Origin of the sequence: Comamonas sp. Z1 (assembly GCF_008121555.1) — a bacterium.
GTDB classification, from domain to species: domain Bacteria; phylum Pseudomonadota; class Gammaproteobacteria; order Burkholderiales; family Burkholderiaceae_C; genus Comamonas; species Comamonas thiooxydans.
Genome location: NZ_VOQT01000001.1, coordinates 62,810 through 86,224, shown reverse-complemented (window position 1 = coordinate 86,224; position 23,415 = coordinate 62,810). Strand labels below are relative to the sequence as shown.

Here is a 23,415-nt window from a genome sequence, read left to right as displayed (position 1 = left end):
CTTTCACAGATGTTCGGCAACAAGGCGAACCGTGGCCTGACCATCGACACCGTTCACAAACTCATCGGGCAGACCGATGTAGAAGACGTGCGGCTTGGTCTTCATGCCGGGCTTGAGGACCTTGATATCGTCCTTGTGAGCATTGATGCGCTGGTTGATTTCGCTGTGCGCGTCGTTCAGATCGCCAATCACGCGCGCGCCACCCACGCAGCTTTCCACGCAGGCGGGCAGCAGACCGGCTTCCAGGCGGTGTTCGCAGAAGGTGCATTTGTCGGCAGTCTGCGTTTCGTGATTGATGAAGCGCGCGTCGTAGGGGCAGGCCTGCACGCAATAGCCGCAGCCCACGCAGCGCTCGTTATCGACAAGAACAATCCCGTCGGTGCGCTGAAATGTGGCTTGCACCGGGCAGACGGGCACGCAAGGCGGTTCGTCGCAGTGGTTGCATAGCCGCGGCAGACTGACCATGGCGGCAGCCGTGTCGCCGGCTTGGTCGATTTCGTATTGCAGCACCGTGGTGCGGAACTGGCCGATGGGGGGCTGGTTTTCGACCGAGCAGCTCACTGTGCAGGCCTGGCAGCCAATGCATTTGCGCATATCGACCAGCATGCCGAAGCGCTTGCCTTGCATGCCGGGTCGGCGCAGGGGCTGGAAGCTGGGGTCGCCGGGCAGCGCTGCGCGGGCGCTGCCCACAACACCGAGGCTGGCGGCCATGGCAATCAAATCCTGCAAAAAACCGCGCTTGGTGGGCGCAGTCACTGCCTGCTGAGGTGCCTGGGTAATGGATGGAGTGCTGCAGGTGCAGGCCGAACTGCTGGTTGCGCAGTCGGAGAGTTCTCGTTTCTGAAGTGGCATGGCCCTTCCTTTCATCGTCGCACTGGCACCAGAAAACCCTGATGCTTTAAACATAAAAGAGTATTAAATTAATATCTTTTATGTCTAATTGACTATATAAAAGTTGCCGTTTGCGCCACTTGATTTGAGTCAAGTCTTCGCTTGCTTAAGCGTTTTTTGAATGGAACTCCCGCAAGCAGATGACTTGTTGCCGAGCATGCAGCCACTTTATTAATGAACTGTTAAGCAATCAGTGTGTTGCCGTATGTAATCCACTTTGCTTGGCGGCAGATGCTGGAGGTCAAGCTATGCATGCACGGCATGCCTGAGCTCAGGCTGAGGTCGCTCTGCTGCGCCAACGTAAAGGCTGCTGCAGCAAACAGATTGGTTTGGAGCCTTGAACGGCTTTATATTCCTTGACATGAGGCAGTTTCGCTGCTGTCCGACAGTGCCGCAGGCCCGTGAGTTTCTTGGAGGCGGTGCGTTTTCTGTAAGATGTTCACATGCTGCAGGTTTTATGAGCGGCCGGCCCTGATGCTTGCTGTCTCGCAGCTATCTTGGTGCACTGCCAAGTGCATGCGATATTCCAATTTCGTCACATTGAAAGGATCGATATGTCACGCTCTGTTTCCGACGCCGTTTCCACCGCCCAAGACGATCTGGAAAAACTGGTCAGCGATCTGCGCGGTCTGCTGTCTGCCCGTGAACTGGACAAGCTTCCTGAAATCAGCGTGCTTCGTCAACGCATCGACGACGGCATGGCCAACGTGCGCGAGTCTGCCGTGCGTGCGGCTCAGGACGCCGCTCGTCAGGCGCGCGAAGCTGCCGATGTGGCGGATCGTTATGCCCACGACGAACCCTGGCGCGTCGCCGGTGCCGCGCTGGCAGTGGGTGCACTGCTGGGTTTCATGCTGGGCCGTCGCTAAGCATTGCTGAGCTGCAAAAGGACAAGTGCCTGTGAATTTGATTTCACTACTAGGTCTTGATTCCCTGCTGGAGCGCTGGCGTGCCAATCTCAACGAGGCCGCGATCGCGGCCGAAGATCGTGTTGATCTTGCGCAGCTTGAGTGGCAACAGCACAAGCGCAGCATGCAAACGCTGGCGGTGCTGGCCATTGTGCTCGGCGCACTTACCGTGGTCGTGCTCATTGTCCTGTCCATGGCTGTGCTCGTGCAGTTCTGGGATAGCGAGCATCGTCAGCTGGTGGCGTGGCTGCTGGTCGGTGGCTGGGTTCTGGTCTGGGGCCTGGGGCTGTGGCGACTGCTGGCAGCTGTCAATCAACTCTCCAGTCCATTCAGGCTCACGCGGCGCGAGCTCAAATCGGATTGGCAGGCGATGAAGGAGAGGATTTAGCATGAACAGCATCTCTCCCGATTCGCGATCCACAGAGTTGGAGCCCGTCAAGCCCGCAGGCATGGATGCTCGGCTCTGGGATGAAGCGACCGCCGAGCAAAAGCTGGTGCTGTCGCGCATTGCCAAGCAACGCGCGCGCATCAAGGCCCGAGCCGCTGCCAAGGCGCAGGCGCTGGCCTTGCGCAGCACGCAGCCTGCGCATGTGGACGCCGATGCTCCCCTGCCCGAACGCCTGCTGTCTTTTGTGCGTCTGCATCCGCTGGCAACGGCGGCAGCGGGGGGCTTGCTCATGGTTCTGGGACCGCGCAAGCTGATTCGCTGGGGCAGCGCAGCACTGCCCTGGATTCTCAAGCTGCAGCAGCGCGCACGCGGCTGAAGGGGGCCCAAAAAAACAGCCCGTCAGGCTCAGGCATGACGGGCTGTTTCTTTGTGCGCAGCCAGGCCACGCGTCAAGTTCAGTGCATATGGGCGATGGCCTGGGCGGCTTCGGTCACAAGATCGGGGCCGCGATAGATCAGGCCGCTGTAGATCTGCACCACATCAGCACCTGCGCGGATCTTGCTCACGGCGTCGGCGCCGCTCAGGATGCCGCCCACGCCAATAATGGGAAAGCGGCTGCCAAGGGCTGAGCGCAGCTGGCGAATGATCTGGTTGCTGGCTTCGAGCACGGGCGCGCCGGACAGTCCGCCAGCTTCTTCGGCATGCTGCAGACCCTTGACGGCATCGCGGCTGATGGTGGTGTTGGTGGCAATCACGCCATCCATGCCATGGCGCTCCAGCGTTGCAGCAATGACGCCGACCTGCTCTTCATCGAGGTCGGGAGCGATCTTCACGAACACCGGCGTGCGCTTGCCATGCTGGCTGGAAAGCTGTTCGCGGCGATTGGCAATCGCACCCAGCAGCGCATCCAGTGCCTCGTCGCTTTGCAGGGCACGCAGATTCTTGGTGTTGGGTGAGCTGATGTTGACAGTCACATAGTCGGCATGAGGGTACACGCCGTCCAGCGCCTTGATGTAGTCGCTGGTGGCCTCTTCGATGGGGGTTGTGGCGTTCTTGCCGATGTTCAGGCCCAGCAGCATGGCGCCGCCATTGTTTCCTGCTTTTGCGCGCACTTGCGAGCGACGCACATTGGCCAGGAACGCATCCAGGCCTTCGTTGTTGAAGCCCAGGCGGTTGATCAGCGCATTTTTTTCTGGGATGCGGAACATGCGGGGCTTGGGATTGCCGGGCTGGGGGCGGGGTGTGACGGTGCCCACTTCCACAAAGCCGAAACCCATGGCGGCCAGCGCATCGATGCAGCGCGCATTCTTGTCCAGGCCTGCGGCCATGCCCACACGGTTCGGGAACTTGAGGCCCGCCAGCTCGATGGGGTCGTTGATCAGAGGGCGCGCCCAGGCCTTTTGGAGCAGGGTATTTTGACCCTTGGCCATGAAATTCATGGTGAGGTCGTGGGCCGCTTCGGGGTCCATGCCGAAAAGAATAGGACGCGTCAGTGAGTAAGGAATAAGAGACATGGGGATAATCGCAGGATTACCTGGATTTTCCCTCATGACGACATCTGCTGCACCTCTTTCTCAAGATGAACTGAAAACTTTGGTCGGACAAGCTGCCCTGAAATATGTGGTCGCCGGTGAAATTGTGGGCGTGGGCACAGGCTCCACGGTCAACAAATTCATTGATGCACTGGCCACTATCAAGGATCAGATTCCTGGCGCCGTCTCCAGCTCCGTGGCCAGTACCGAGCGCCTGAAGGCACTGGGCATCAAGGTATTCGATGCCAATGAAGTCACCAGCCTGGCTGTCTATATCGACGGTGCCGACGAGATCGACGGCAAGGGCTATATGGTCAAGGGCGGCGGTGCGGCGCTGACGCGCGAGAAGATCGTGGCGGCGCTGGCTCAGCGTTTTGTCTGTATTGCCGATGAATCCAAGCGCGTGCAAGTGCTGGGCAATTTTCCGCTGCCCGTGGAAGTCATCCCCATGGCGGCAGCCCAGATCGCGCGTCGCTTCGAAGCCATGGGCGCTGAAGTGACGGCGCAGATTCGCATGAAGGATGGTGCGCCGCTGGTGACCGACAACGGCCAGCATATTCTGGATGTCCGCGGTCTGAAGATCGCCGAGCCGCTGGCCTTCGAGTCCGAAGTCAACCAGTGGCCCGGCGTGGTGACCGTCGGCGTGTTTGCCCATCAGAAGGCTGCGGTTTGCCTGCTGGGAACCGCGCAAGGCGTGCAGACGCTGGAATACTAAGCAGCAAGCAGCGGCCCGAAAGCCACCTGCTTGTGTAGGTGGCTTTTTTATGAAATTGATTGCTGCTAGCGCTTGATGGGTAAGCGTTAGAGCCTGATTTTATTGAAATTCATGAATTCTAGAAGCGCAGGCCTGCGGGGTTGTCGGGTGTGGGTGCGCCAGGGGCGGGGGCTGCGGGCGCCGTGATGCGTGCAGCGGGACGCTCTGCAGGCTTGACCGCATCGGTCGCGGCTGGCGCCGGTACGGTCAAGGGCTTGGCAGCGGGGGCTTTGTAGTTCTTCGGCAGCTGGGGCTGCTTGGGGTAGCCGGCAGCGCTCAGGTATTGGTCCCAGCTGTCGGCGCCAAAGCCCTTGAGGTGTTGGTTGCCGATGGTGGCAAAGGGCAGGTTGTCCTGTCCGCTGAGCTTGCGCAGCGCTGCAACATCGCTGCTGGTATCTATGGTGCGCTCGTTGAACGGGATGCCGCGGTTCTGCAGATGAGACCGAGCCTCGTCGCAGGGACCACAGTCCTTGCCCGTATAGATCATGACGGGATAGCGATTGGCCGCCTGGCGCAAGTCGTAAGGCAGCTGCGCGTTGGCTGAAGACGCCGGGCCATCGGCATTGCTCGCGGCTTCGGCACTGGGTTTGGCGTTGGTGCTGATGGCCCGGTCGGAATAAGTGACTCGCCCATCGGGGCCTACACTGCGATAAAGGTTCTGGGCCTGGCTGACTCCGCTCGCCAATGCGGCAAAGGCGGCTACAAGCATTGTCAGCAGCAGGGCGTTGCCGGAGGTCGGCTTCTCGGCCGAAGGCCGGGCAATGAAAGATCGTGACATCTCAATCTTGGTCAATGAAGTGGTTTGAGGGTGCAAGCGCCAATGGGCAGAGCATAGCTTGCATGTAGGACTGTCTGCTCCCATGCTCAGGCTTGTCTTGATCTGACCTCGTTGCGTGAGTCAGCTTGCGTCAGTCTTGGGTCTCTCTTATCGGGGCAATGGCAGACATGAAAAAGCGCCCGGGCAGGGCGCTTTTGGGCAGGTGGCAGCAGAAGGCTCAGGCGGCCTGGCTCATGCCTTGCTGGCGAAGCAGGGCGTCAATCTGCGGCTCGCGGCCACGGAAGGCCTTGAAGGACTCCATGGCAGGGCGGCTGCCGCCGGCTTCCAGAATCGACTCGCGGTACTTGCGGCCGGTCTCGGGGTTGGGCGAGCCATCGGCCAACATGGTTTCTTCAAAAGCCGCATAAGCGTCCGCGCTCAGCACCTCGGCCCATTTGTAGCTGTAGTAACCGGCGGCATAGCCACCAGCAAAGATATGGCTGAAAGTGTGTGCCATGCGGTTGTAGGCTGGCGATTGCAGCACGGACACCTCGGCGCGCACCTGGTTCAGCAGCGCCATGAAGTCGTCTGCCGGATTGTGCTCGGTGTGCAGGAGCATGTCGAACAGCGCGAACTCGATCTGGCGCAGGGTCTGCATGCCGGACTGGAAGTTCTTGGCCGCAATCATCTTGTCGTACAGCGCGCGGGGCAAGGCCTCGCCCGTGTCCACATGGGCAGTCATGTGCTTGAGCACATCCCACTCCCAGCAGAAATTTTCCATGAACTGGCTGGGCAGCTCGACTGCATCCCATTCCACGCCGGCAATACCCGAGACATCGCGTTCGTTGACCTGCGTGAGCATGTGGTGCAAACCGTGGCCGGTTTCGTGGAACAGGGTGATCACGTCATCGTGCGTGAGCAGCGCGGGTTTGCCGTCCACGCCGGATGCGAAATTGCAGACCAGATGGGCCACGGGCGTTTGCAGCTGATGGGTGTCGGGGCGCAGCCAACGCGTGCGCACATCGTCCATCCAGGCGCCGCCGCGCTTGCCCTTGCGCGCCTGCGGGTCCAGGTAGAACTGGCCGACCAACTGTGGGCCTTGTGCGCTGGAGCGCTCGATGCGGTAGAACTCCACGCAGGGGTTCCAGACCGGGGCTTCATCGCGGCGGATGGAGACTTCGAACAGGGTCTCGACAATCTTGAACAGGCCGGCCAGCACCTTGGGGGCTGGAAAGTATTGCTTGAGTTCCTGCTCGCTGAAGGAATAGCGGGCCTCCTTGAGCTTTTCGCCGATGAAGGCCCAGTCCCAGGGCTTGGGGTCGGCAATGGCGAGATCGGTCTGGGCAAAGGCGCGCAGATCGGCCACGTCCTTTTCGGCATAGGGGCGGGCACGTTGCGCCAGATCGCGCAGAAAGTCTATGACCTGCTGGGGCGAATCGGCCATCTTGGGCACGATCGAGACTTCGCCGAAATTGCTGTAGCCCAGCAACTGGGACTCTTCCAGACGCAGGGCGAGAATTTCCTTCATCACGGCGGTGTTGTCAAAGCGCTTGCCGTCGCCCTCGGCCTGGTCGGAGGCCCGGGTCACATAAGCCTGATAGATCTTTTCGCGCAGTGCGCTGCTCTTGGCAAACTGCATCACCGGCAGATAGCTGGGCATCTTAAGCGTCAGCTTGTAGCCTTCCTTGCCATCGGCTTCGGCGCCGGCCTTGGCCGCAGCGATCACATCGGCCGGAACGCCCTCCAGCTCGTCAATCCTGGCGTAGTAGGCAAAGGCATCGGTGGCGTCCAGCGCGTTCTCGCTGAATTTCTGGGCCAGCTCGGCCGAGCGGGCCTGAATCTGCGCAAAGCGTTCCTTGGCAGCGCCCTGCAGTTCGGCGCCCGAGAGCACAAAGCCGCGCATGGCATGGTCCCAGGCGGCGCGCTGCTCCTTGTTGAGGCTGGCCGGGTCAATGGCCTTGTACTTGGCGTACAGGCGTTCATCGGCGCCCAGATTGGTCCAGAACTCGGTGACCTTGGGCAGGGCTTCGTTATAGGCCGCGCGCAACTCCGGGGTGTCGGCAACGCTGTTGAGGTGATTGATGGCCGACCAGGCAGTGCCCAGCTTTTCAGTCGCCACGTCCAGCACGGCAGAGATGGCCTCCCACTGTGCGGGGAAGTCCGGTGCAACCACGGTCTCCAGCGCCTCGCTGGCACGGGCCAGCAAAGTGTCGATGGCGGGTGCCACATCCGCAGGCTGAATGCGGTCAAACAAGGGCAGGGAGGAGGATTCGAGAAGTGGATTGCTCATGCTGTATTAAGTGCCGGCAAGGTCGGGAAAATCAAGCGCTCTCAGGGTATTTATTGCTATCGCCTTCATAGCGTCAGCCTGTGGTCAGAAGCGTGCTCGCGCCAGGACTGCGTGCAAGCGCCACCGCGCAGCAAAGCTGTCGCCCCCCTCGGGCGATCAGAGCCAGAGAGGGAGAAGCCGCGGGGCGGCTCGGAGGGCGTCAGCCTGCGGCGCGCTCTGCCGATTCCATGGTGTTGACCAGCAGCATGGTAATCGTCATGGGGCCGACACCACCGGGCACAGGGGTGATGTAGCCAGCAACTTCCTTGACGCCGTGGAAGTCGACGTCGCCGCAGAGCTTGCCTTCGGCATTGCGGTTCATGCCTACGTCGATGACCACGGCACCGGGCTTGACCATGTCGGCGGTCAGCACATCCACCTTGCCCACGGCCGCGACGATGATGTCGGCCTGGCGTGTCATGGCAGCCAGATCGGCGGTGCCGCTATGGGTGACGGTGACCGTGGCATTGGCGGCCAGCAGCATCATGGCCATGGGTTTGCCCACGATGTTGGAGCGGCCGATGACCACGGCGTGCTTGCCGCGCAGATCCTTCATGCCGATGGATTCCAGCATCTTCATGCAGCCATAGGGCGTGCAGGCCTTGAAGCCGACTTCGCCGACCATCAGTGCGCCGGCGCTGGCCACGTGGAAGCCATCCACGTCCTTGGCGGGGGAGATGGTCTCGATGACCTTGTGGTCGTCGATGTGCTTGGGCAAGGGCAACTGCACCAGGATGCCGTGAATGCTCGGGTCGTTGTTCAGCGCTTCGACACGTGCCAGCAGTTCGGCTTCGGTCATGGAGGCATCGTACTTTTCCAGCACCGAGTGGAAGCCCACGTCTTCGCAGGCCTTGACCTTGTTACGCACGTAGACCTGGGAAGCCTGGTTGTCGCCCACCAGAACTACGGCCAGCCCGGGCGTGACGCCCTTGGCCTTGAGCGCTGCCGCGCGGGTGGCGACTTCCTTGCGCAGTTGTTCGGAGAGGGCTTTGCCGTCGATGAGTTGGGCTGTCATTGCTGGAGTACCAATAAAAAATGCTGCTAGCCCTTGATGAACAAGCACTAGCAGCTATCAGAATAGGAGTTGGCTAAAGCGCGAGGCCTGGCCAGTGCTCCTTGGATTATCTCGCGATTGGAGTGGCTTCCGATTTCGCGGGGAGCACTTAATTGACGGCAGCCGCCGCTTTGGCCGCAGCGCTGGTCTGGCCCTGGCCCTGGCCCAGTGCGATCTTGAGCAGATCGGCCACAGTGTTGGCGTTGAGCTTTTCCATGATGTTGGCGCGGTGGGCTTCCACGGTCTTGATGGAGATGCCCAGATCGTCGGCGATCTGCTTGTTCAGGCGGCCGGCGACGATGCGCTCGAGCACCTGGGCTTCGCGGCCCGTGAGCTTGGCCAGCAGCGCATCGCGGCTGGCGGCCTGCTGGTGGCCGGTAAAGGCTTCGCGGGCGTGATCCAGCATGCGCTCGACCAGACCCAGCAGTTCTTCTTCGTTGAAAGGCTTCTGGATGAAGTCCAGCGCGCCTTTCTTCATGGTGTTCACGGCCATGGGCACATCGCCGTGGCCGGTGATGAAGACGATGGGCAGAGGAGACTTGCGCTCGATCAGTCGGTCCTGCAGTTCCAGGCCGGTCATGCCGCCCATGCGGATGTCGACGATCAGGCAGGCCACTTCGCGTGGGTCGTAGCGCGACAAAAAGGTCTCGGCGGAGTCAAAGCAACGCACGCGGTAGTCCTTGCCTTCCAGCAGCCATTGCAGCGAATCACGGACTGCTTCGTCGTCGTCAACTACGTAAACAGTGCCTTTTTTGGGAATCAAACTCATGCAATCGTCCTCTTTATGGGTTCGCTTGTCGTGGTGAGTGTTGTCGTCTCCACACCCGTTGCCAACGGTAGCCAGAATGAGAACCGGCAACCAGTGACTTCGCTTCCATTGTAGAGGTTCTCGGCATGCATTCGACCCTGATGTGATTCGACAATCGAGCGGCAAAGGTTCAGGCCTATGCCCATGCCTTCGCTCTTGGTGGAGAAGAAGGCTTCGAACAAGTGTTCCAACACTTCCGGCGGCAGGCCCTTGCCCGTGTCTTCCACGGTGAACTCCACACCAGGCAGGCTTTCAAAGACCTGAGGGCGCACGCGCAGTTCAACATTGCGTTGGCCCAGCGGGCGGTCGGACATATCAATGGACTCAGCACTGTTTTTCATCAAATTGATGAGAACCTGCTCGATGAGGATGGCATCGGCCATTACTGGCGGCATGCGTTCGGCAATATGCGAGGTCAGCTGCACATTGCGGCGGCGCAACTCGATACCGGCCAGCTCCAGCGCCTCGTTCACCATCTCGCCTACCTGGGCCAGCATGCGATTGGGCTCGCTCTTTTTCACGAAGGAGCGGATGCGCTGAATGATCTGCCCGGCACGCTGTGCCTGATGTGCCGTCTTTTCCAGTGCGAACTTCATCTGTTCGGGTGTAAGCGTGCCGTTTTCCAGGCGCGTCAGCATGCCGGAGCTGTAATTGCTGATGGCGGTCAGGGGCTGGTTGAGCTCGTGCGCCACGCTGGATGCCATCTCTCCCATGGTGATGAGGCGGCTGGCGGTCTGGGCCTTTTCAGCCTGGGCCGCAGCCTGTTCCTCGGCCAGGCGGCGCTGGGTGATGTCGGTGGCAATCACCATCTGGGCCAGGCGGCCGTCCACCCAACTTAGATAGCGCGAGCGGACTTCCAGCCATTTGCCCAGGCTGGGCACGAAGATCTCGGCGTTCTCGCTGCGTGCGGCAGTCAGCGTGTCCGTGGGCAAGCCCATGAGGCCGTCTTCGTTCTCGGCTTCGGGCTGGTGGCGAACCGGCAGCTTGCCAGCCTGGGCGACCAGTTGCAGATGTCCTTCGGTGTGCGAGCCAAACCACTGGCGGTACAGCTTGTTGGCAAACAGCAGTTCGGCACTTCCAAGAGGGGCCACGGAAACAGAGGCATCCAGCGCCTCCAGCACAATGGTGAAGCGCTCGTATGAGGCAGACAGCTGTTCGCGAATCCGGTTGGGCTCGGTAATGTCCGTCATGGACGACATCCACCCCGTATGCTGGCCGTGGGCATCAATCAGCGGCGATACATACAGGCGCGCGTCGAACAGGCTGCCGTTCTTGCGCTTCACACGTACCTGAAAGCCGCCAACGATGGTCTTGCCCGACAGCTCTTCGCGCAGCTGTGAATGCAGATTGTCGTAGTCGTTATCGGGCCAGTAGGAATAAGGTGGAACCTGGCCGACCAGATCCTTCTCGCTCCAGCCTGTCATCTGGCAGAAGGCTGCGTTCACATAGGTGATGCGGCCGTGCAGATCCAGTGCTCGCATGCCCGTCAGCACGGAATTTTCCATGGCACGGCGGAAGTTGGTCTCGGCCACCAGGGCCTCCTGGGCACGCTGACGGCGGCGTGTGTGGCGCCAGGTGGCCAGCAGCAGCCAGGCCGTCATGGCCGACAAGGTGCCCACCAGCCAGAACAGGCCGCTACCGACTACGCCCAGCGAAGTCTGGTAGGCCTGGGCGCGCATCATCAGCGCCGTGCCCACCGGGGAGACGGGCACTTCGTATTCATTCGCAATGGCACGCCAGTGCAGCAGCTCGGTAGGCGTCTTGCGCGGTGCCAGAGGAGTGCCGGCCAGCACATGGTTGTCGGCATCGCGCATGGTGATGGCGTAACGGGCCATCACTTCCGTGGGCGTGCCATAGCGCAGAAGACTGTCCACCGAAAACTCGGCCAGCAGCTCGCCCTGGTAGCGGCTGTTGGCGCTGATTGGCACATGCAGTTGCAGCAGTGGCGGCAACTCATTGGGCTGGGCTGTTTCCTGCACATAGATGGGCTGCAGCATCTCGCGGGCCTGCTCATAGGCTTGCAGGGTCTCGCCCTGATGCAGGCTTTCTCCCACGGCGCGCAGCTGATCCGTGGCCACAGTCGGAGCTGACTGGCTGTACACAACCTGACGCTTGTCATTGATCCAGGTAATCGATTGCAGCTCGGGGTATTGGCTGATCAACGCTTCGGTGCGGCCGTCGAAGTCGGCTTTGCGCATCTCGCGGTTGCCGATGTCACGAGCCATGCGCATCAGTTGCTCCTGGCGCTCCAGCAGACGCAGGCGCACGCGTTGTTGGGCGTATTCCACGTCGCGGCGCAGTGCCTCCTGCTCGCGATCCACTTCTTCCGTGCGCAAATACCAGAACGACGCAATGATTGCAGCCATGAACATCAGCACCGACGCCAGCGGCGCGAGCGCGGCATAGCGATCCTGCCGGGTCGGCGACAGGCTGCGCCACCAGCTACGCCACCAGCGCACAGGGGATGCAACGGATTGCGCGCTTTTTGCGTCCTCTTTTTCTCGTTCGTGATTGCTTGTTTGCATGCCTCCAGTGTAGGGGAGAGACCTAGTGGAATCTGCGACTATTTCTGTCGCGTAAAAGACAATCTATGGAGGCTTCACTGTATGTGCATTTGCAGCATTTTTTTATATAGTGAAATCACAAAGCACAATTTGAAATTTAAAAAAAATGTGCGAAACTCGCCAGCGATCGACACAGTGAATCGGTTTAATCCGGGGAGCACCCGAAGGTGCTGTGCCACGCGTTATGCGGTGTGGCGCTTGCCGCACCCGTGTGATGCCGCACTCACTGCTTCGTGATAAAGCTACCCCCCTCTCGAAGGAGACACTCACAATGACAGCTCAGACTGATCCCAAAGGCGCTGGCTTTCCTGCCGGCCTGGACCAACAAGAATCGCGCGAGTGGATGGATGCCCTCTCTGCGGTGATCGACCGCGAAGGTGCGGACTATGCTCACAAGCTGATCGAGGATCTGCTTGAACACGCTCGCCAGAACAGCGTGGACATGCCTTTCTCGGCCAATACCGGCTACGTGAACACCATCGAAGTCGACCAGGAAGAAAAGTGCCCCGGCAACCTCGAGATCGAAGGTCGTCTGCGTGCCTACATGCGCTGGAACGCCATGGCCATGGTGGTCAAGGCCAACCGCATTCACCCCCCTGAAGGCGGTGATCTGGGCGGCCACATCGGCTCCTTCGCTTCGCTGGCCAATATGTTTGCGGCCGGCTTCAACCATTTCTGGCACGCCGAGAACGAAAACCACGGCGGCGACTGCCTGTACATCCAGGGTCACGTTTCGCCCGGCATCTATGCCCGCGCCTACCTGGAAGGCCGTATCTCCGAAGAGCAACTGCTGAACTTCCGCCAGGAAGTGGACGGCAAGGGTCTGTCGAGCTACCCCCACCCCAAGCTGATGCCCGACTTCTGGCAGTTCCCCACGGTGTCCATGGGCCTGGGCCCGCTGATGGCCATCTACCAGGCGCGTTTCCTGAAGTATCTGCACGCACGCGGCATTGCCAACACCGAAAACCGCAAGGTCTGGGTGTTCTGCGGCGACGGTGAAATGGACGAGGTGGAATCCCTGGGCGCCATCGGTCTGGCATCGCGCGAGAACCTGGATAACCTGGTTTTCGTGATCAACTGCAATCTGCAGCGCCTGGACGGTCCCGTGCGCGGCAACGGCAAGATCATCCAGGAGCTGGAAGGCGAATTCCGCGGTGCCGGCTGGAACGTGATCAAGCTGCTTTGGGGCAAGGGCTGGGACGAGCTGCTGGCCAAGGACAAGGACGGCGTGCTCAAGAAGATCATGATGGAGTGCAACGACGGCGACTATCAGGCTTTCAAGGCCAACGACGGTGCCTACGTTCGCCAGCATTTCTTCGGCCGCGATCCTCGCGCCCTGAAGATGGTCGAGCACATGTCCGACGACGAGATCTGGAACCTGCGCCGCGGCGGCCACGATTCGCAGAAGGTCTACGCAGCGTTTGCCGCTGCCAACGGCCACAAGGGTCAGCCCACGGTGCTGCTGGTCAAGACCGTCAAGGGCTTCGGCATGGGCAAGGTCGGTGAAGGCAAGAACAACGTTCACCAGACCAAGAAGCTGAGCGACGAGGACATCAAGGCCTTCCGCGACCGCTTCAACATTCCGATCCCCGACAGCCAGATCGCGGACATTCCCTTCTACAAGCCGGCCGACGATACGCCGGAAATGAAGTATCTGCACGAGCGCCGCAAGGCCCTGGGCGGCTACCTGCCACACCGTCGCCAGCAAGCTGACGAGCAGTTCACCGCTCCTGCGCTGGACACCTTCAAGGCCATCCTGGAGCCCACACCCGAAGGCCGTGAAATCTCCACGACCCAGGCTTATGTGCGTTTCCTGACGCAGCTGCTGCGCGACAAGAACATCGGCCCCCGCGTGGTGCCCATCCTGGTGGACGAAGCCCGTACCTTCGGTATGGAAGGCCTGTTCCGTCAGGTCGGCATCTACAACCCCCACGGTCAGCAATACACCCCGGTCGACAAGGACCAGGTGATGTACTACCGCGAGGACAAGGCCGGCCAGATCCTGCAGGAAGGCATCAACGAAGCCGGCGGCATGTCCAGCTGGATTGCTGCAGCCACCAGCTACAGCCATAGCAACCGGGTCATGATCCCGTTCTATGTGTACTACTCGATGTTCGGCTTCCAGCGCATCGGCGACCTGGCCTGGGCGGCTGGCGACCTGCAAGCGCGTGGCTTCCTGCTGGGCGGCACCTCGGGCCGTACCACGCTGAACGGCGAAGGCCTGCAGCACGAAGACGGTCATAGCCACATCCTGGCCAACACCATCCCCAACTGCGTGACTTACGACCCCACCTTCGCTCACGAAGTGGCCGTGATCATGCAAGATGGTCTGCGTCGCATGGTGCAGAACCAGGAAAACATCTTCTACTACATCACGCTGCTGAACGAAAACTACCCCATGCCTGGCCTGGAAGCCGGCACGGAAGAGCAGATCCTCAAGGGCATGTACATGGTCAAGCCTGGCCAGAAGGTGCCAGAGAGCGGCCTGCGCGTTCAACTGCTGGGCTCCGGCACCATCCTGCGCGAGTCCTTCTTCGCCCAGGAACTGCTGGAAAAGGACTGGGGCATTGCCGCCGATGTCTGGAGCTGCCCGTCGTTCAATGAACTGACCCGCGAAGGTCAGGAAGTGGACCGCTTCAACATGCTGCACCCCATGGAAGCCGCCAAGGTTCCGTTCGTGTCGCAGCAGCTGGCTGCCCACCCCGGCCCCGTGATCGCTTCGACCGATTACATGAAGGCCTACGCCGAGCAGATCCGTCCCTACATGCCCAAGGGCCGTACCTACAAGGTGCTGGGTACCGACGGTTTCGGCCGTTCGGACTTCCGCGCCAAGCTGCGTGAACACTTCGAAGTCAACCGTCATTACATCGTGGTGGCTGCACTGCGCGGTCTGGCCGATGAAGGCAAGATCAACGCCACGACCGTGGCCGAAGCGATCAAGAAGTACGGCATCAACGTCGACAAGATCAACCCGCTGCACGCCTAAGAAGGGGAGACAGATAACATGGCATTGACAGAAATCAAGGTCCCCGATATTGGCGACTTCTCCGAAGTCGGCGTGATCGAAGTGCTGGTCAAGGTGGGTGACACCATCAAGGTCGAGCAATCCCTGATTACCGTGGAGTCCGACAAGGCTTCCATGGAAATCCCCTCCAGCCAGGCTGGCGTGGTCAAGGAAATCAAGGTTGCCCTGGGCGACAAGGTCAAGGAAGGCTCCGTGGTCGTGATGCTGGAGACTGCCGATGCAGCTCCCGCACCTGCCGCCGCGGCGCCTGTCCCTGTTGCAGCACCCGTGGCCGCAGCTCCTGCCCCCGTGGCTGCAGCCCCTGCCCCCGTGGCTGCAGCCCCTGTGGCCGCCGCTCCTGCAGCATCCTCCACCGTGGACCTGAAGATCCCCGATATCGGCGACTTCAAGGACGTGGCCGTGATCGAGATGCTGGTCAAGGTGGGTGACACCGTGACCGCCGAGCAATCGCTGTTTACCGTGGAGTCCGACAAGGCCTCGATGGAAATCCCTTCGCCCTCGGCCGGCACCATCACGGCGCTGACCATCAAGCTGGGTGACACCGTCAACGTGGGCGACGTCGTCGGCCAGATGACAGTGCAGGGCGCAGTTGCTGCCCCCGTGCAGGCCGCCGCTCCCGTGGCGGCACCGGTTGCCGCTCCTGTGGCTGCAGCACCTGCAACCGTGGTTGCAGCCCCTGTGGCCGCCACTCCTGCTGCCGCACCTGCAGCCCACAACCCCACCGTGGCGCCTTCGGGTCAGCTGCCCCATGCCTCGCCTTCGGTGCGCAAGTTCGCTCGCGAACTGGGCGTGCCTCTGGCAGAAGTCAAGGGCTCGGGCAACAAGGGCCGCATCACGGCGGAAGACATCCAGTCCTTCACCAAGTCGGTGATGGCCGGCGCCGTGCAGACCCTGGCTCAGCAGGCCGTGGCTCCCAAGTCTTCCGGCGGCAACGTCGGCGGTCTGGAAGTGCTGGCCTGGCCCAAGGTCGACTTCGCCAAGTTCGGCGCTGTCGAGCGCAAGGAGCTGTCGCGCATCAAGAAGATCTCGGGTGCCAACCTGCACCGCAACTGGGTGGTCATCCCCCACGTCACCAACAATGACGAGGCTGACATCACCGAGCTGGAAGCCTTCCGCGTACAGACCAATGCCGAAAGCGCCAAGGCCAAGAGCGACGTCAAGGTGACGATGCTGGCTTTCGTGATCAAGGCCGTGGTGGCTGCGCTCAAGAAGTTCCCCGAGTTCAACGCCTCTCTGGACGGCGACACTCTGGTCTACAAGCAGTACTTCAACATCGGTTTTGCCGCTGACACGCCGAACGGCCTGGTCGTTCCCGTGCTCAAGGATGCCGACAAGAAGGGCATCCTGCAGATCAGCCAGGAAATGGGCGAGTTGGCCAAGAAGGCCCGCGACGGCAAGCTGGGCGCTGCGGACATGCAAGGCGGCTGCTTCTCGATCTCGTCTCTGGGCGGCATCGGCGGCACCAACTTCACGCCCATCATCAATGCGCCTGAAGTCGCCATCCTGGGTCTGTCCAAGGGCGCCATGAAGCCCGTGTGGGACGGCAAGCAGTTCGTGCCTCGTCTGATGCTGCCTCTGTCGCTGTCGTACGACCACCGCGTCATCGACGGTGCAGCCGCTGCACGCTTCAACGCCTACCTGGGCGCTGTGCTGGCCGACTACCGCCGCATCCTGCTCTAAGCAGCTGACGGGCAGGCCGATTTTTAGCGAAATCGGCCTGTAGCGCTTATCTGAACTGCGCAAGTAGCTATCTTTTTAGATGCCTTGCGCTTCACCTTGCCAGCCCATGAGTGAGATGAAGAACCTGAGACAGCATCCCATCGAGCATCTGCGTGGCGTCATTCCCGGTATCCGGCCTTTTCCGGATGCGGCTGACGTCTTCGCCGAGCCGGTCGAGAAGTACGCGCGGCATTTTCTGCCGCTGGTCACCATCGATCTGGCCTTGCTCGACGATGCCTGGAGCGGGCCGATTCATCTCGTCGCCCCTTGCGAGCCCTACGAAGGGCAAGTCGGGGAGTGGGGGGGCGAGGAGTTTGGCAACGCGCTGCTCAAGCCTGACTGGCTGGCTTTCAAACTCGACGAACAAGGCAAGTACGAGCTGCTGGGCGACTGGCGCTACTTCATGCTGGAGCAGGATCGGGCCGACTGGGCGGAAAAATCGCTCGACTGGCGCGAGGTGCGCAGCCAGCATCGTGAACTAGTCAAACTTGGGGTTGTACCGCCGTTTGAACTGCACCATGAGGCCAAGTACTCATGGCGCGATGTGATGGAGCTGCATTACGCAACCCAGCACGCGGCCTATGAGCAGGCCAGGCGGGACTTTCTGGCCCATGGCTGGAATGCCGCCAAGCCCTGGAATGACGCTGCTGAAGTTGCCAAGCTGCCTTTGTATGAGCCAGGTACGGACTGTTATGACTCCACTTCAGGGCGCTATCTGCTCGGCGTGCTGGGCGGGCCTGCGTGGGGTGGTAACTGGAGCAATCTGACCAACCCGCTGCTCAGCGGCATTGGTACGGATGACGGTATTCACCCCATTCACCCGGAAACGGGCGCTGCGTTCGAGTTCATCACCAGCACCTATGCCAACGAGTTCACGGGGCATGACTGCGAAATCCTGCTGTTCTACGAGCCCCAAAGCCGTACCGTGCTGCAGACCTTTGATTGGAGCTAAGGCGTCACCGTCCGGCTTCAAACCGAGAAAAATCGTTTTTGCTGCCTGATCCTTCAGGCGGCGCAGAGACAAAAACCAAGATAGGAGCGCATATGAGCCTCATCGATATCAAGGTACCCAATATCGGCGACTTCGCCGAAGTGGGCGTGATCGAACTGCTGGTCAACGCCGGCGACACCGTGTCCGTGGACCAGTCCCTCATCACCGTGGAGAGCGACAAGGCCTCCATGGAAATTCCTAGCAGCCACGCTGGCGTTGTGAAGGAAATCAAGGTCAAGGTCGGTGACAAGGTTGCCGAAGGCTCCGTCGTGCTGTCGCTGGAAGTGGCAGCCGGTGCTGCCGCACCGGCACAAGCCGCAGCGCCTGCGCCCGCCGCAGCCGCTCCCGCCCCCGTGGCTGCCGCTCCCGCTCCCGTGGCCAGCAACTTTGCCGGCACCGTGGACATGGACTGCGACGTGGTCGTTCTGGGCGGTGGCCCTGGCGGTTACTCCGCAGCCTTCCGCGCAGCCGACCTGGGCCTGAAGGTCGTGCTGGTCGAGCGCTACGCCACCCTGGGCGGTGTCTGCCTGAACGTGGGTTGCATCCCCTCCAAGGCACTGCTGCACGTGGCAGCCGTGATGGACGAAGTCAAGCACCTGGAAGTGGCCGGCGTGAAGTTCGCGGCTCCCGAAGTCAACATCGACCAGCTGCGCGGCCACAAGGAAAAGGTCATCGGCAAGCTGACCGGTGGCTTGGGCCAGATGGCCAAGATGCGCAAGGTCACCGTCGTGCGCGGCTACGGCAACTTCGTGTCTGCCAACCACATCGAAGTCGAAGAAACCACCGGTTCCGGCCAGGAAAAGACCGGCAGCAAGAAGATCGTTCAATTCAAGAACGCCATCATCGCTGCAGGCTCGCAAGCCGTGCACCTGCCTTTCATGCCCAAGGACCCCCGCGTGGTCGATTCCACCGGCGCTCTGGACCTGAAGGAAGTGCCCAAGCGCATGCTGATTCTGGGCGGCGGCATCATCGGCCTGGAAATGGGCACCGTCTACTCCACACTGGGCGCACGCCTGGACGTGGTGGAGATGATGGACGGCCTGATGCAAGGCGCTGACCGCGACCTGGTCAAGGTCTGGCAAAAGATGAACGCGCCACGCTTCGACAACATCATGGTCAACACCAAGACCGTGGGTGCCGAAGCCACGCCCGAAGGCATCAAGGTCTCGTTCGCTCCTGCCAAGGACGGCGTCACCGTGCCTGAACCCCAGACCTACGACCTGGTTCTGCAAGCCGTGGGCCGCACGCCCAACGGCAAGAAGATCAGTGCCGACAAGGCTGGCGTGGCCGTGACCGACCGCGGCTTTATCGACGTCGACATCCAGATGCGCACCAACGTGCCCAACATCTTCGCGATTGGCGACATCGTGGGTCAGCCCATGCTGGCGCACAAGGCCGTGCACGAAGCGCATGTGGCTGCCGAAGTCATCGCCGGTGAACTGCAAGGCAACAAGGAACTGGCTTCTGCTGCCTTCAACGCCCGCGTGATTCCTTCGGTGGCTTACACCGACCCCGAAGTGGCATGGGTGGGTCTGACCGAAGACCAGGCCAAGGCACAAGGCATCAAGGTCAAGAAGGGCCTGTTCCCTTGGGCTGCCTCCGGCCGCGCCATCGCCAACGGCCGCGACGAAGGCTTCACCAAGCTGCTGTTTGACGATTCCCCCGAAGCTCACGGCCACGGCCGTATCCTGGGCGGCGGCATGGTCGGCACGCATGCCGGCGACATGATCGGTGAAATCGCCCTGGCCATCGAAATGGGCGCCGACACCGTGGACATCGGCAAGACCATCCATCCCCACCCAACCCTTGGCGAGTCCATCGGCATGGCGGCGGAAGTGGCCCACGGTTCCTGCACGGATGTGCCACCCACACGTAAGTGAGTGTTTCGCTTGCTTAAAACAAAGGCAGCCTTCGGGCTGCCTTTTTTATATTTCATAGCTGCTTGTGCTTGCTGCATAAGCGCTTGAGACCGACTGATTCTCAGTTTTCTATCTGTGATCGTGCTGCTTTGAGTGCTTGAGTAAATGTGGTTTGCATTGAAGGCATGAGCCCATTTGACTTTGCCGAGGTCGCGGTGAGCGAGGAGGGCTTGCACCCCAGCAACCATAAGCTGGGTGCTGCTGCCGGCAAGCCCGTGGCGGCGGGTTGGGGGTCTTATGAAGCCAACGCGCAGGCCGAAGCACAGCTTAAAGACTAGTTTTGATAGCTGCCAGTGCATGATGCATAAGCGCTGGAGCCTGTTTTATCTTGAATTTTTGGCGTTGGTGCTTGAGCTTGTCTGTCAATGAGTTTCCCGATCAGGAAATATCGATTCCTTTTCTGCGTGCTCTGTTTCATAATTTCCCGAACGGGAATTTCCAGGCTAATCATCTTATGTCCACCATCCAAACAACCGAGCAACTGGGCGCGGCCTTGCGCACCGCCCGTAAACAACTGGGGCTGACCCAGCCGCAGCTTGCCTTGGCCGCAGGCGTGGGCACGCGGTTTATTGTGGATCTTGAGTCGGGCAAGCCCACGGTGCGGCTGGAGCATGTGCTGCGGGTGATCGATGCGCTGGGGGGAGAGTTGCAGTTGGGCGGTTTGCCGTATATAGCATCTGAGGGAGTAGCAGAGGGCGCACGCCATGGCGCATGAACTCGAAGTCTGGCTGTTTGATGGGCGCGTCGGCAGTCTGTCGCTGGTGCATGGGCGGCTGAGCTTTGCCTATGCGACCGACTGGTTGGCGCTGCCGCAGGCCACTGCTTTATCGCAGTCGCTGCAGGCTGAGCCGTTTGACGATCATCAGAGTCGGCCTTTCTTCGCCGGTCTGCAAGCTGCAGGCTGCGCCACAGCATGGCTTTGCGGGCAATGCCGTGGTGGAACAGATCGTTCAACTGATAGAGCAGCGCTGGGCCTTGACGCTGCGGCGCATGGCCTGAGCGTGCACGTGATTTCACGCCTGACACGTAAAGCGGCGATATTAATTAAATTTCCCGAACGGGAAATATGTGCTGAGCTCAGCTGCCTTGAGTTAAAAAATTCCTGATCGGGATATTTTTAGTTTTATAGCTGCTAGCGCTTGCTGCATAACGCTTGAGCCTGATTTGATGGATATTGGATGGCGCTGATTCCAGCGCTCGCCACAAAACTGCCCCTTGATTGAGACAGCCATGCCTTGCACCAGCCTTGATTTTTCTCGACCGTTACAAGCCGCCTGCCACTGCGGCGCGGTGCGCTTTACCGTTCTGTTAAGCGATGGCCTGAACACCGCGCGGCGCTGCAATTGCTCGTTTTGCCGCATGCGCGGGGCCGTGGCGGTGTCGGCTGATTTGAGCGGAATCGAGGTGCTGCAGGGACAGGATGCGCTGACGCTCTACCAGTTCAACACCGGGCAGGCCAAGCATTTCTTTTGCAAGCATTGCGGCATCTATACCTTCCATCAGCGACGCTCGTCGCCGCATCAGTATGGTGTGAATGTGGCTTGCATAGCGGGCATGAGCCCGTTTGACTTTGCCGAAGTGGTGGTGAGCGAGGGGCGCTCGCACCCCAGCGACCGCCGCGCAGGCGCTGCTGCGGGCAAGTCTGTGGCGGCAGGCTGGCTGAGTTACAAGGCGAATCCCTTGGCCGAAGCGCAGCTTGAGGAATGATTTTGATAGCTGCTAACGCTTTACAGGTAAGTGTTAGCTGTCATTTTTAATGAATTTTCTGCGTTCGGCATCGAATCAGCCAGCCAGATAGATCCAGGTCGGGCGCTGCCTGGCAAGCGCGCCGGGCATGGCTTAGCTGCGCCTGGTCCTGGAGTCGCGCACTGTCACCATCAGCACCAGTGCCGAGAGGATCAGCATGACCAGCACAAGATAGATGCTGTAGTGCCGGTTGCCTGTGTGCTGGGTCAGCAGGCCGGCCAGCGTGGGGCTGGCGGCCGAGCCCAGATTGCCCAGGCTGCTGATGAGCGCTATGCCGCCGGCGGCCACGGCCGGTGACAGATAGTCGCTGACCAGGGCAAAGAACAGCGGGGGCAGGGCCGCAAGTCCGATCAGCGTGAAGGCCAGGGCAATCAGCGAGCCCTCAAGATGGCCGTGCATCTGCAGGGTGACGATCAGGCCGGCAATGGCCATACCGGTGGCGATGAACAAATGCCAGCGGCGGTCGCGGAACCGGTCGGAGCTGGCACCGAAGGCAATCATGCCGAAGAAGCCTGCGACAAAGGGAATGGCCGAGTAGATGCCGACATGCAGCACGTCCTGCACCCCCAGGCCCTGAATCACGGTCGGCATCCAGAAGACAAACAGATAGGTGGCACCGTGCATCATGAAATACACGAGTGACAGGGCATAGACCTTGGGGTCGCGCAGCAACTGGCCCAGAGAGGCGCTGCTGTGGGCCGCCTTGTGCCCGTGGCCGCCATGATGAGCAACTTGGCCGCCGTCGTTGGCGATGTTGTGTTGCAGGCGCGCTTTTTCGGCGTCTGTCAGCCAGCCGGCGTCGCTCGGCTTGTCCTGGAGATAGAAGTAGAGGATCAGACCCAGAATGCAGGCGGGAGGGCCCTGGATGAGAAACAGCCACTGCCAGCCATGCAGACCGTCGATGCCATCCATATATTTGAGAATGGCGCCGCACAAGGGGCCGGCCGCAATCGCCATGGCCATGACGGCTGAGAGAAAGATGGAGATCACGCGGCCACGGCGTGCCGAGGGGTACCAGTAGGTGAAGTAGAGAATGACGCCGGGAAAGAAGCCGGCTTCGAAGGCGCCCAGCAGAAAGCGCGCCACATAGAACTGCATGGGAGTGGAGACCCAGGCCATGGCGGTGGCGATGACGCCCCAGAGCAGCATGATGCGCATCAGCGTCTTGCGCGTGCCAATCTTCTCCAGCAGCAGATTGCTGGGCACTTCAAACAAAAAGTAGCCTATGAAGAACAGGCCTGCGCCAAAGCCGTAGGCGGCGTCGCCGAAATCCAGCGTCTGCTTCATCTGGATCTGGGCGTAGCCGATGTTGATGCGGTCCAGGTAGGCGACCATGTAGCAGATCAGCAGCAGGGGCAGCAGCCGCCAACTGACCTTGGCATACAGCGCGTTGTCTGCATCGATGTCGTGGCTGGTGTCCTGCCTGGGCGTTGCGCCCGAAATGGTCGTCGCGCTTGGGGTCATGCTTGTCTCTTGGAAGTTGGTATGGGGCGCTGGGTGGTTCCTCGCGGCACGTCTTGCTGCATCACGATGTAGACGCTGCAAGCCGCTGTGCTAGGGCTATGCCGGGCTTTTGTTGTTGTCTTGAATACAGGGGGAACTGCGCAGAGGCCCACAGCATCAAGCCGTGGGGCACAGGCTACCAAGTCTTGCTGCCAGGACCTCACGAGGTCACGGCGGAGACTGTGGTTGTGACCAGTGATTGGATTGCTTGCCTTCGAGTTCCCGGTTCATTTCCTGCTATTGCCCTTCATGGCCTGGACCTGGCTGCGCACAGGTATGCATCAGCCTGTCTTGACCTCTGCGGGGGCAGAAATCAAGGTGTTCGAGGGGGCAATGTAGGTCTGGTGCCCTGAATGGACTTAACGCATGCCGCAATTCAGTTGCCAGATCATGACATCCGAGGGTAAGCCTTAGGGTCGGCCTTGCTGCGGCAAGGCAGCGGGAGATGCTGCGGTTTTGCGGGGCGATGGCGTGCGCCATCGAGAGCCATGCTGCGCCTGAACTCGCACTAGCACGGGGGGGCAGGCAGC

At 60.7% G+C, this 23,415-nt stretch carries 20 protein-coding genes; 12 read left to right on the top strand and 8 right to left on the bottom strand.

Annotated elements, in window-relative coordinates; all coding sequences use genetic code 11:
* Positions 1-3: 3 nt before the first annotated feature.
* Positions 4-852 (bottom strand): sulfate reduction electron transfer complex DsrMKJOP subunit DsrO, encoded by an 849-nt coding sequence (gene dsrO, locus FSY45_RS00410; RefSeq protein ID WP_046462453.1) that lies wholly within the window; start codon positions 850-852, stop codon positions 4-6.
* Positions 853-1,445: 593 nt separating this feature from the next.
* Here dsrO and FSY45_RS00405 point away from each other — a divergent pair.
* From FSY45_RS00405 to FSY45_RS00395, 3 genes are read left to right on the top strand one after another with little or no spacing between them, the layout of a single operon-like run.
* Positions 1,446-1,757, top strand: coding sequence for a DUF883 domain-containing protein (locus FSY45_RS00405; protein ID WP_004340823.1), 312 nt, complete (start codon positions 1,446-1,448; stop codon positions 1,755-1,757).
* 25 nt (positions 1,758-1,782) lie between these two features.
* Positions 1,783-2,184, top strand: a complete 402-nt coding sequence (locus tag FSY45_RS00400; protein WP_012838300.1) for a phage holin family protein — start codon at positions 1,783-1,785, stop codon at positions 2,182-2,184.
* Between the two features lies 1 nt (position 2,185).
* On the top strand, positions 2,186-2,560 hold the full coding sequence (locus FSY45_RS00395; RefSeq protein ID WP_039051047.1) for a hypothetical protein: 375 nt from the start codon (positions 2,186-2,188) through the stop codon (positions 2,558-2,560).
* A 79-nt stretch (positions 2,561-2,639) separates the two neighbouring features.
* On the opposite strand, the gene FSY45_RS00390 is transcribed toward FSY45_RS00395, so the two are convergent.
* Complete coding sequence (locus tag FSY45_RS00390) at positions 2,640-3,698, bottom strand: quinone-dependent dihydroorotate dehydrogenase (protein WP_046462452.1); 1,059 nt, start codon at positions 3,696-3,698, stop codon at positions 2,640-2,642.
* 34 nt (positions 3,699-3,732) lie between these two features.
* Between FSY45_RS00390 and rpiA the strand changes: the two genes are divergently transcribed.
* Entirely contained in the window at positions 3,733-4,431 is a 699-nt protein-coding gene (rpiA, locus tag FSY45_RS00385) for a ribose-5-phosphate isomerase RpiA (protein WP_046462451.1), read from the top strand.
* Between the two features lie 118 nt (positions 4,432-4,549).
* Here rpiA and FSY45_RS00380 read toward each other — a convergent pair whose 3' ends face one another.
* The 5 genes from FSY45_RS00380 to FSY45_RS00360 form a co-directional block, all read right to left on the bottom strand.
* Positions 4,550-5,248 carry a glutaredoxin family protein gene (locus FSY45_RS00380; RefSeq protein WP_046462502.1) on the bottom strand — a complete coding sequence of 233 codons (699 nt, stop codon included), beginning with the start codon at positions 5,246-5,248 and terminating at the stop codon, positions 4,550-4,552.
* Positions 5,249-5,465: 217 nt separating this feature from the next.
* Positions 5,466-7,517 carry a M3 family metallopeptidase gene (locus FSY45_RS00375; RefSeq protein WP_148747885.1) on the bottom strand — a complete coding sequence of 684 codons (2,052 nt, stop codon included), beginning with the start codon at positions 7,515-7,517 and terminating at the stop codon, positions 5,466-5,468.
* Positions 7,518-7,716: 199 nt separating this feature from the next.
* Positions 7,717-8,571 (bottom strand): bifunctional methylenetetrahydrofolate dehydrogenase/methenyltetrahydrofolate cyclohydrolase FolD, encoded by an 855-nt coding sequence (folD, locus tag FSY45_RS00370; protein WP_046462449.1) that lies wholly within the window; start codon positions 8,569-8,571, stop codon positions 7,717-7,719.
* A 148-nt stretch (positions 8,572-8,719) separates the two neighbouring features.
* Positions 8,720-9,379 (bottom strand): response regulator transcription factor, encoded by a 660-nt coding sequence (locus FSY45_RS00365; protein ID WP_046462448.1) that lies wholly within the window; start codon positions 9,377-9,379, stop codon positions 8,720-8,722.
* Positions 9,376-11,943 carry a PAS domain-containing sensor histidine kinase gene (locus tag FSY45_RS00360; protein ID WP_004340840.1) on the bottom strand — a complete coding sequence of 856 codons (2,568 nt, stop codon included), beginning with the start codon at positions 11,941-11,943 and terminating at the stop codon, positions 9,376-9,378. The genes FSY45_RS00365 and FSY45_RS00360 overlap by 4 nt, the downstream gene beginning before the upstream one ends.
* Positions 11,944-12,253: 310 nt before the next feature.
* Between FSY45_RS00360 and aceE the strand changes: the two genes are divergently transcribed.
* The 8 genes from aceE (at position 12,254) to FSY45_RS00320 (ending at position 21,343) form a co-directional block, all read left to right on the top strand.
* On the top strand, positions 12,254-14,968 hold the full coding sequence (gene aceE, locus FSY45_RS00355) for a pyruvate dehydrogenase (acetyl-transferring), homodimeric type (RefSeq protein WP_004340841.1): 2,715 nt from the start codon (positions 12,254-12,256) through the stop codon (positions 14,966-14,968).
* A gap of 18 nt (positions 14,969-14,986) precedes the next feature.
* Positions 14,987-16,687: a dihydrolipoyllysine-residue acetyltransferase gene (aceF, locus tag FSY45_RS00350; RefSeq protein ID WP_046462447.1), complete on the top strand. Its 1,701-nt coding sequence runs from the start codon at positions 14,987-14,989 to the stop codon at positions 16,685-16,687.
* A gap of 115 nt (positions 16,688-16,802) precedes the next feature.
* Positions 16,803-17,678, top strand: a complete 876-nt coding sequence (locus FSY45_RS00345) for a hypothetical protein (RefSeq protein WP_046462446.1) — start codon at positions 16,803-16,805, stop codon at positions 17,676-17,678.
* Between the two features lie 92 nt (positions 17,679-17,770).
* Positions 17,771-19,597: a dihydrolipoyl dehydrogenase gene (lpdA, locus tag FSY45_RS00340; RefSeq protein ID WP_148747884.1), complete on the top strand. Its 1,827-nt coding sequence runs from the start codon at positions 17,771-17,773 to the stop codon at positions 19,595-19,597.
* A gap of 164 nt (positions 19,598-19,761) precedes the next feature.
* Positions 19,762-19,914, top strand: coding sequence for a hypothetical protein (locus FSY45_RS00335; protein ID WP_046462444.1), 153 nt, complete (start codon positions 19,762-19,764; stop codon positions 19,912-19,914).
* A 71-nt stretch (positions 19,915-19,985) separates the two neighbouring features.
* Positions 19,986-20,351 carry a helix-turn-helix transcriptional regulator gene (locus FSY45_RS00330; protein WP_223305763.1) on the top strand — a complete coding sequence of 122 codons (366 nt, stop codon included), beginning with the start codon at positions 19,986-19,988 and terminating at the stop codon, positions 20,349-20,351.
* Positions 20,341-20,742 (top strand): HipA N-terminal domain-containing protein, encoded by a 402-nt coding sequence (locus FSY45_RS28135; protein WP_223305762.1) that lies wholly within the window; start codon positions 20,341-20,343, stop codon positions 20,740-20,742. Before FSY45_RS00330 ends, FSY45_RS28135 begins: the two co-directional genes overlap by 11 nt.
* A gap of 124 nt (positions 20,743-20,866) precedes the next feature.
* Positions 20,867-21,343, top strand: coding sequence for a GFA family protein (locus tag FSY45_RS00320; RefSeq protein ID WP_080944563.1), 477 nt, complete (start codon positions 20,867-20,869; stop codon positions 21,341-21,343).
* A gap of 132 nt (positions 21,344-21,475) precedes the next feature.
* Here FSY45_RS00320 and FSY45_RS00315 read toward each other — a convergent pair whose 3' ends face one another.
* Complete coding sequence (locus FSY45_RS00315; RefSeq protein ID WP_080944562.1) at positions 21,476-22,846, bottom strand: MFS transporter; 1,371 nt, start codon at positions 22,844-22,846, stop codon at positions 21,476-21,478.
* Positions 22,847-23,415: the final 569 nt, after the last annotated feature.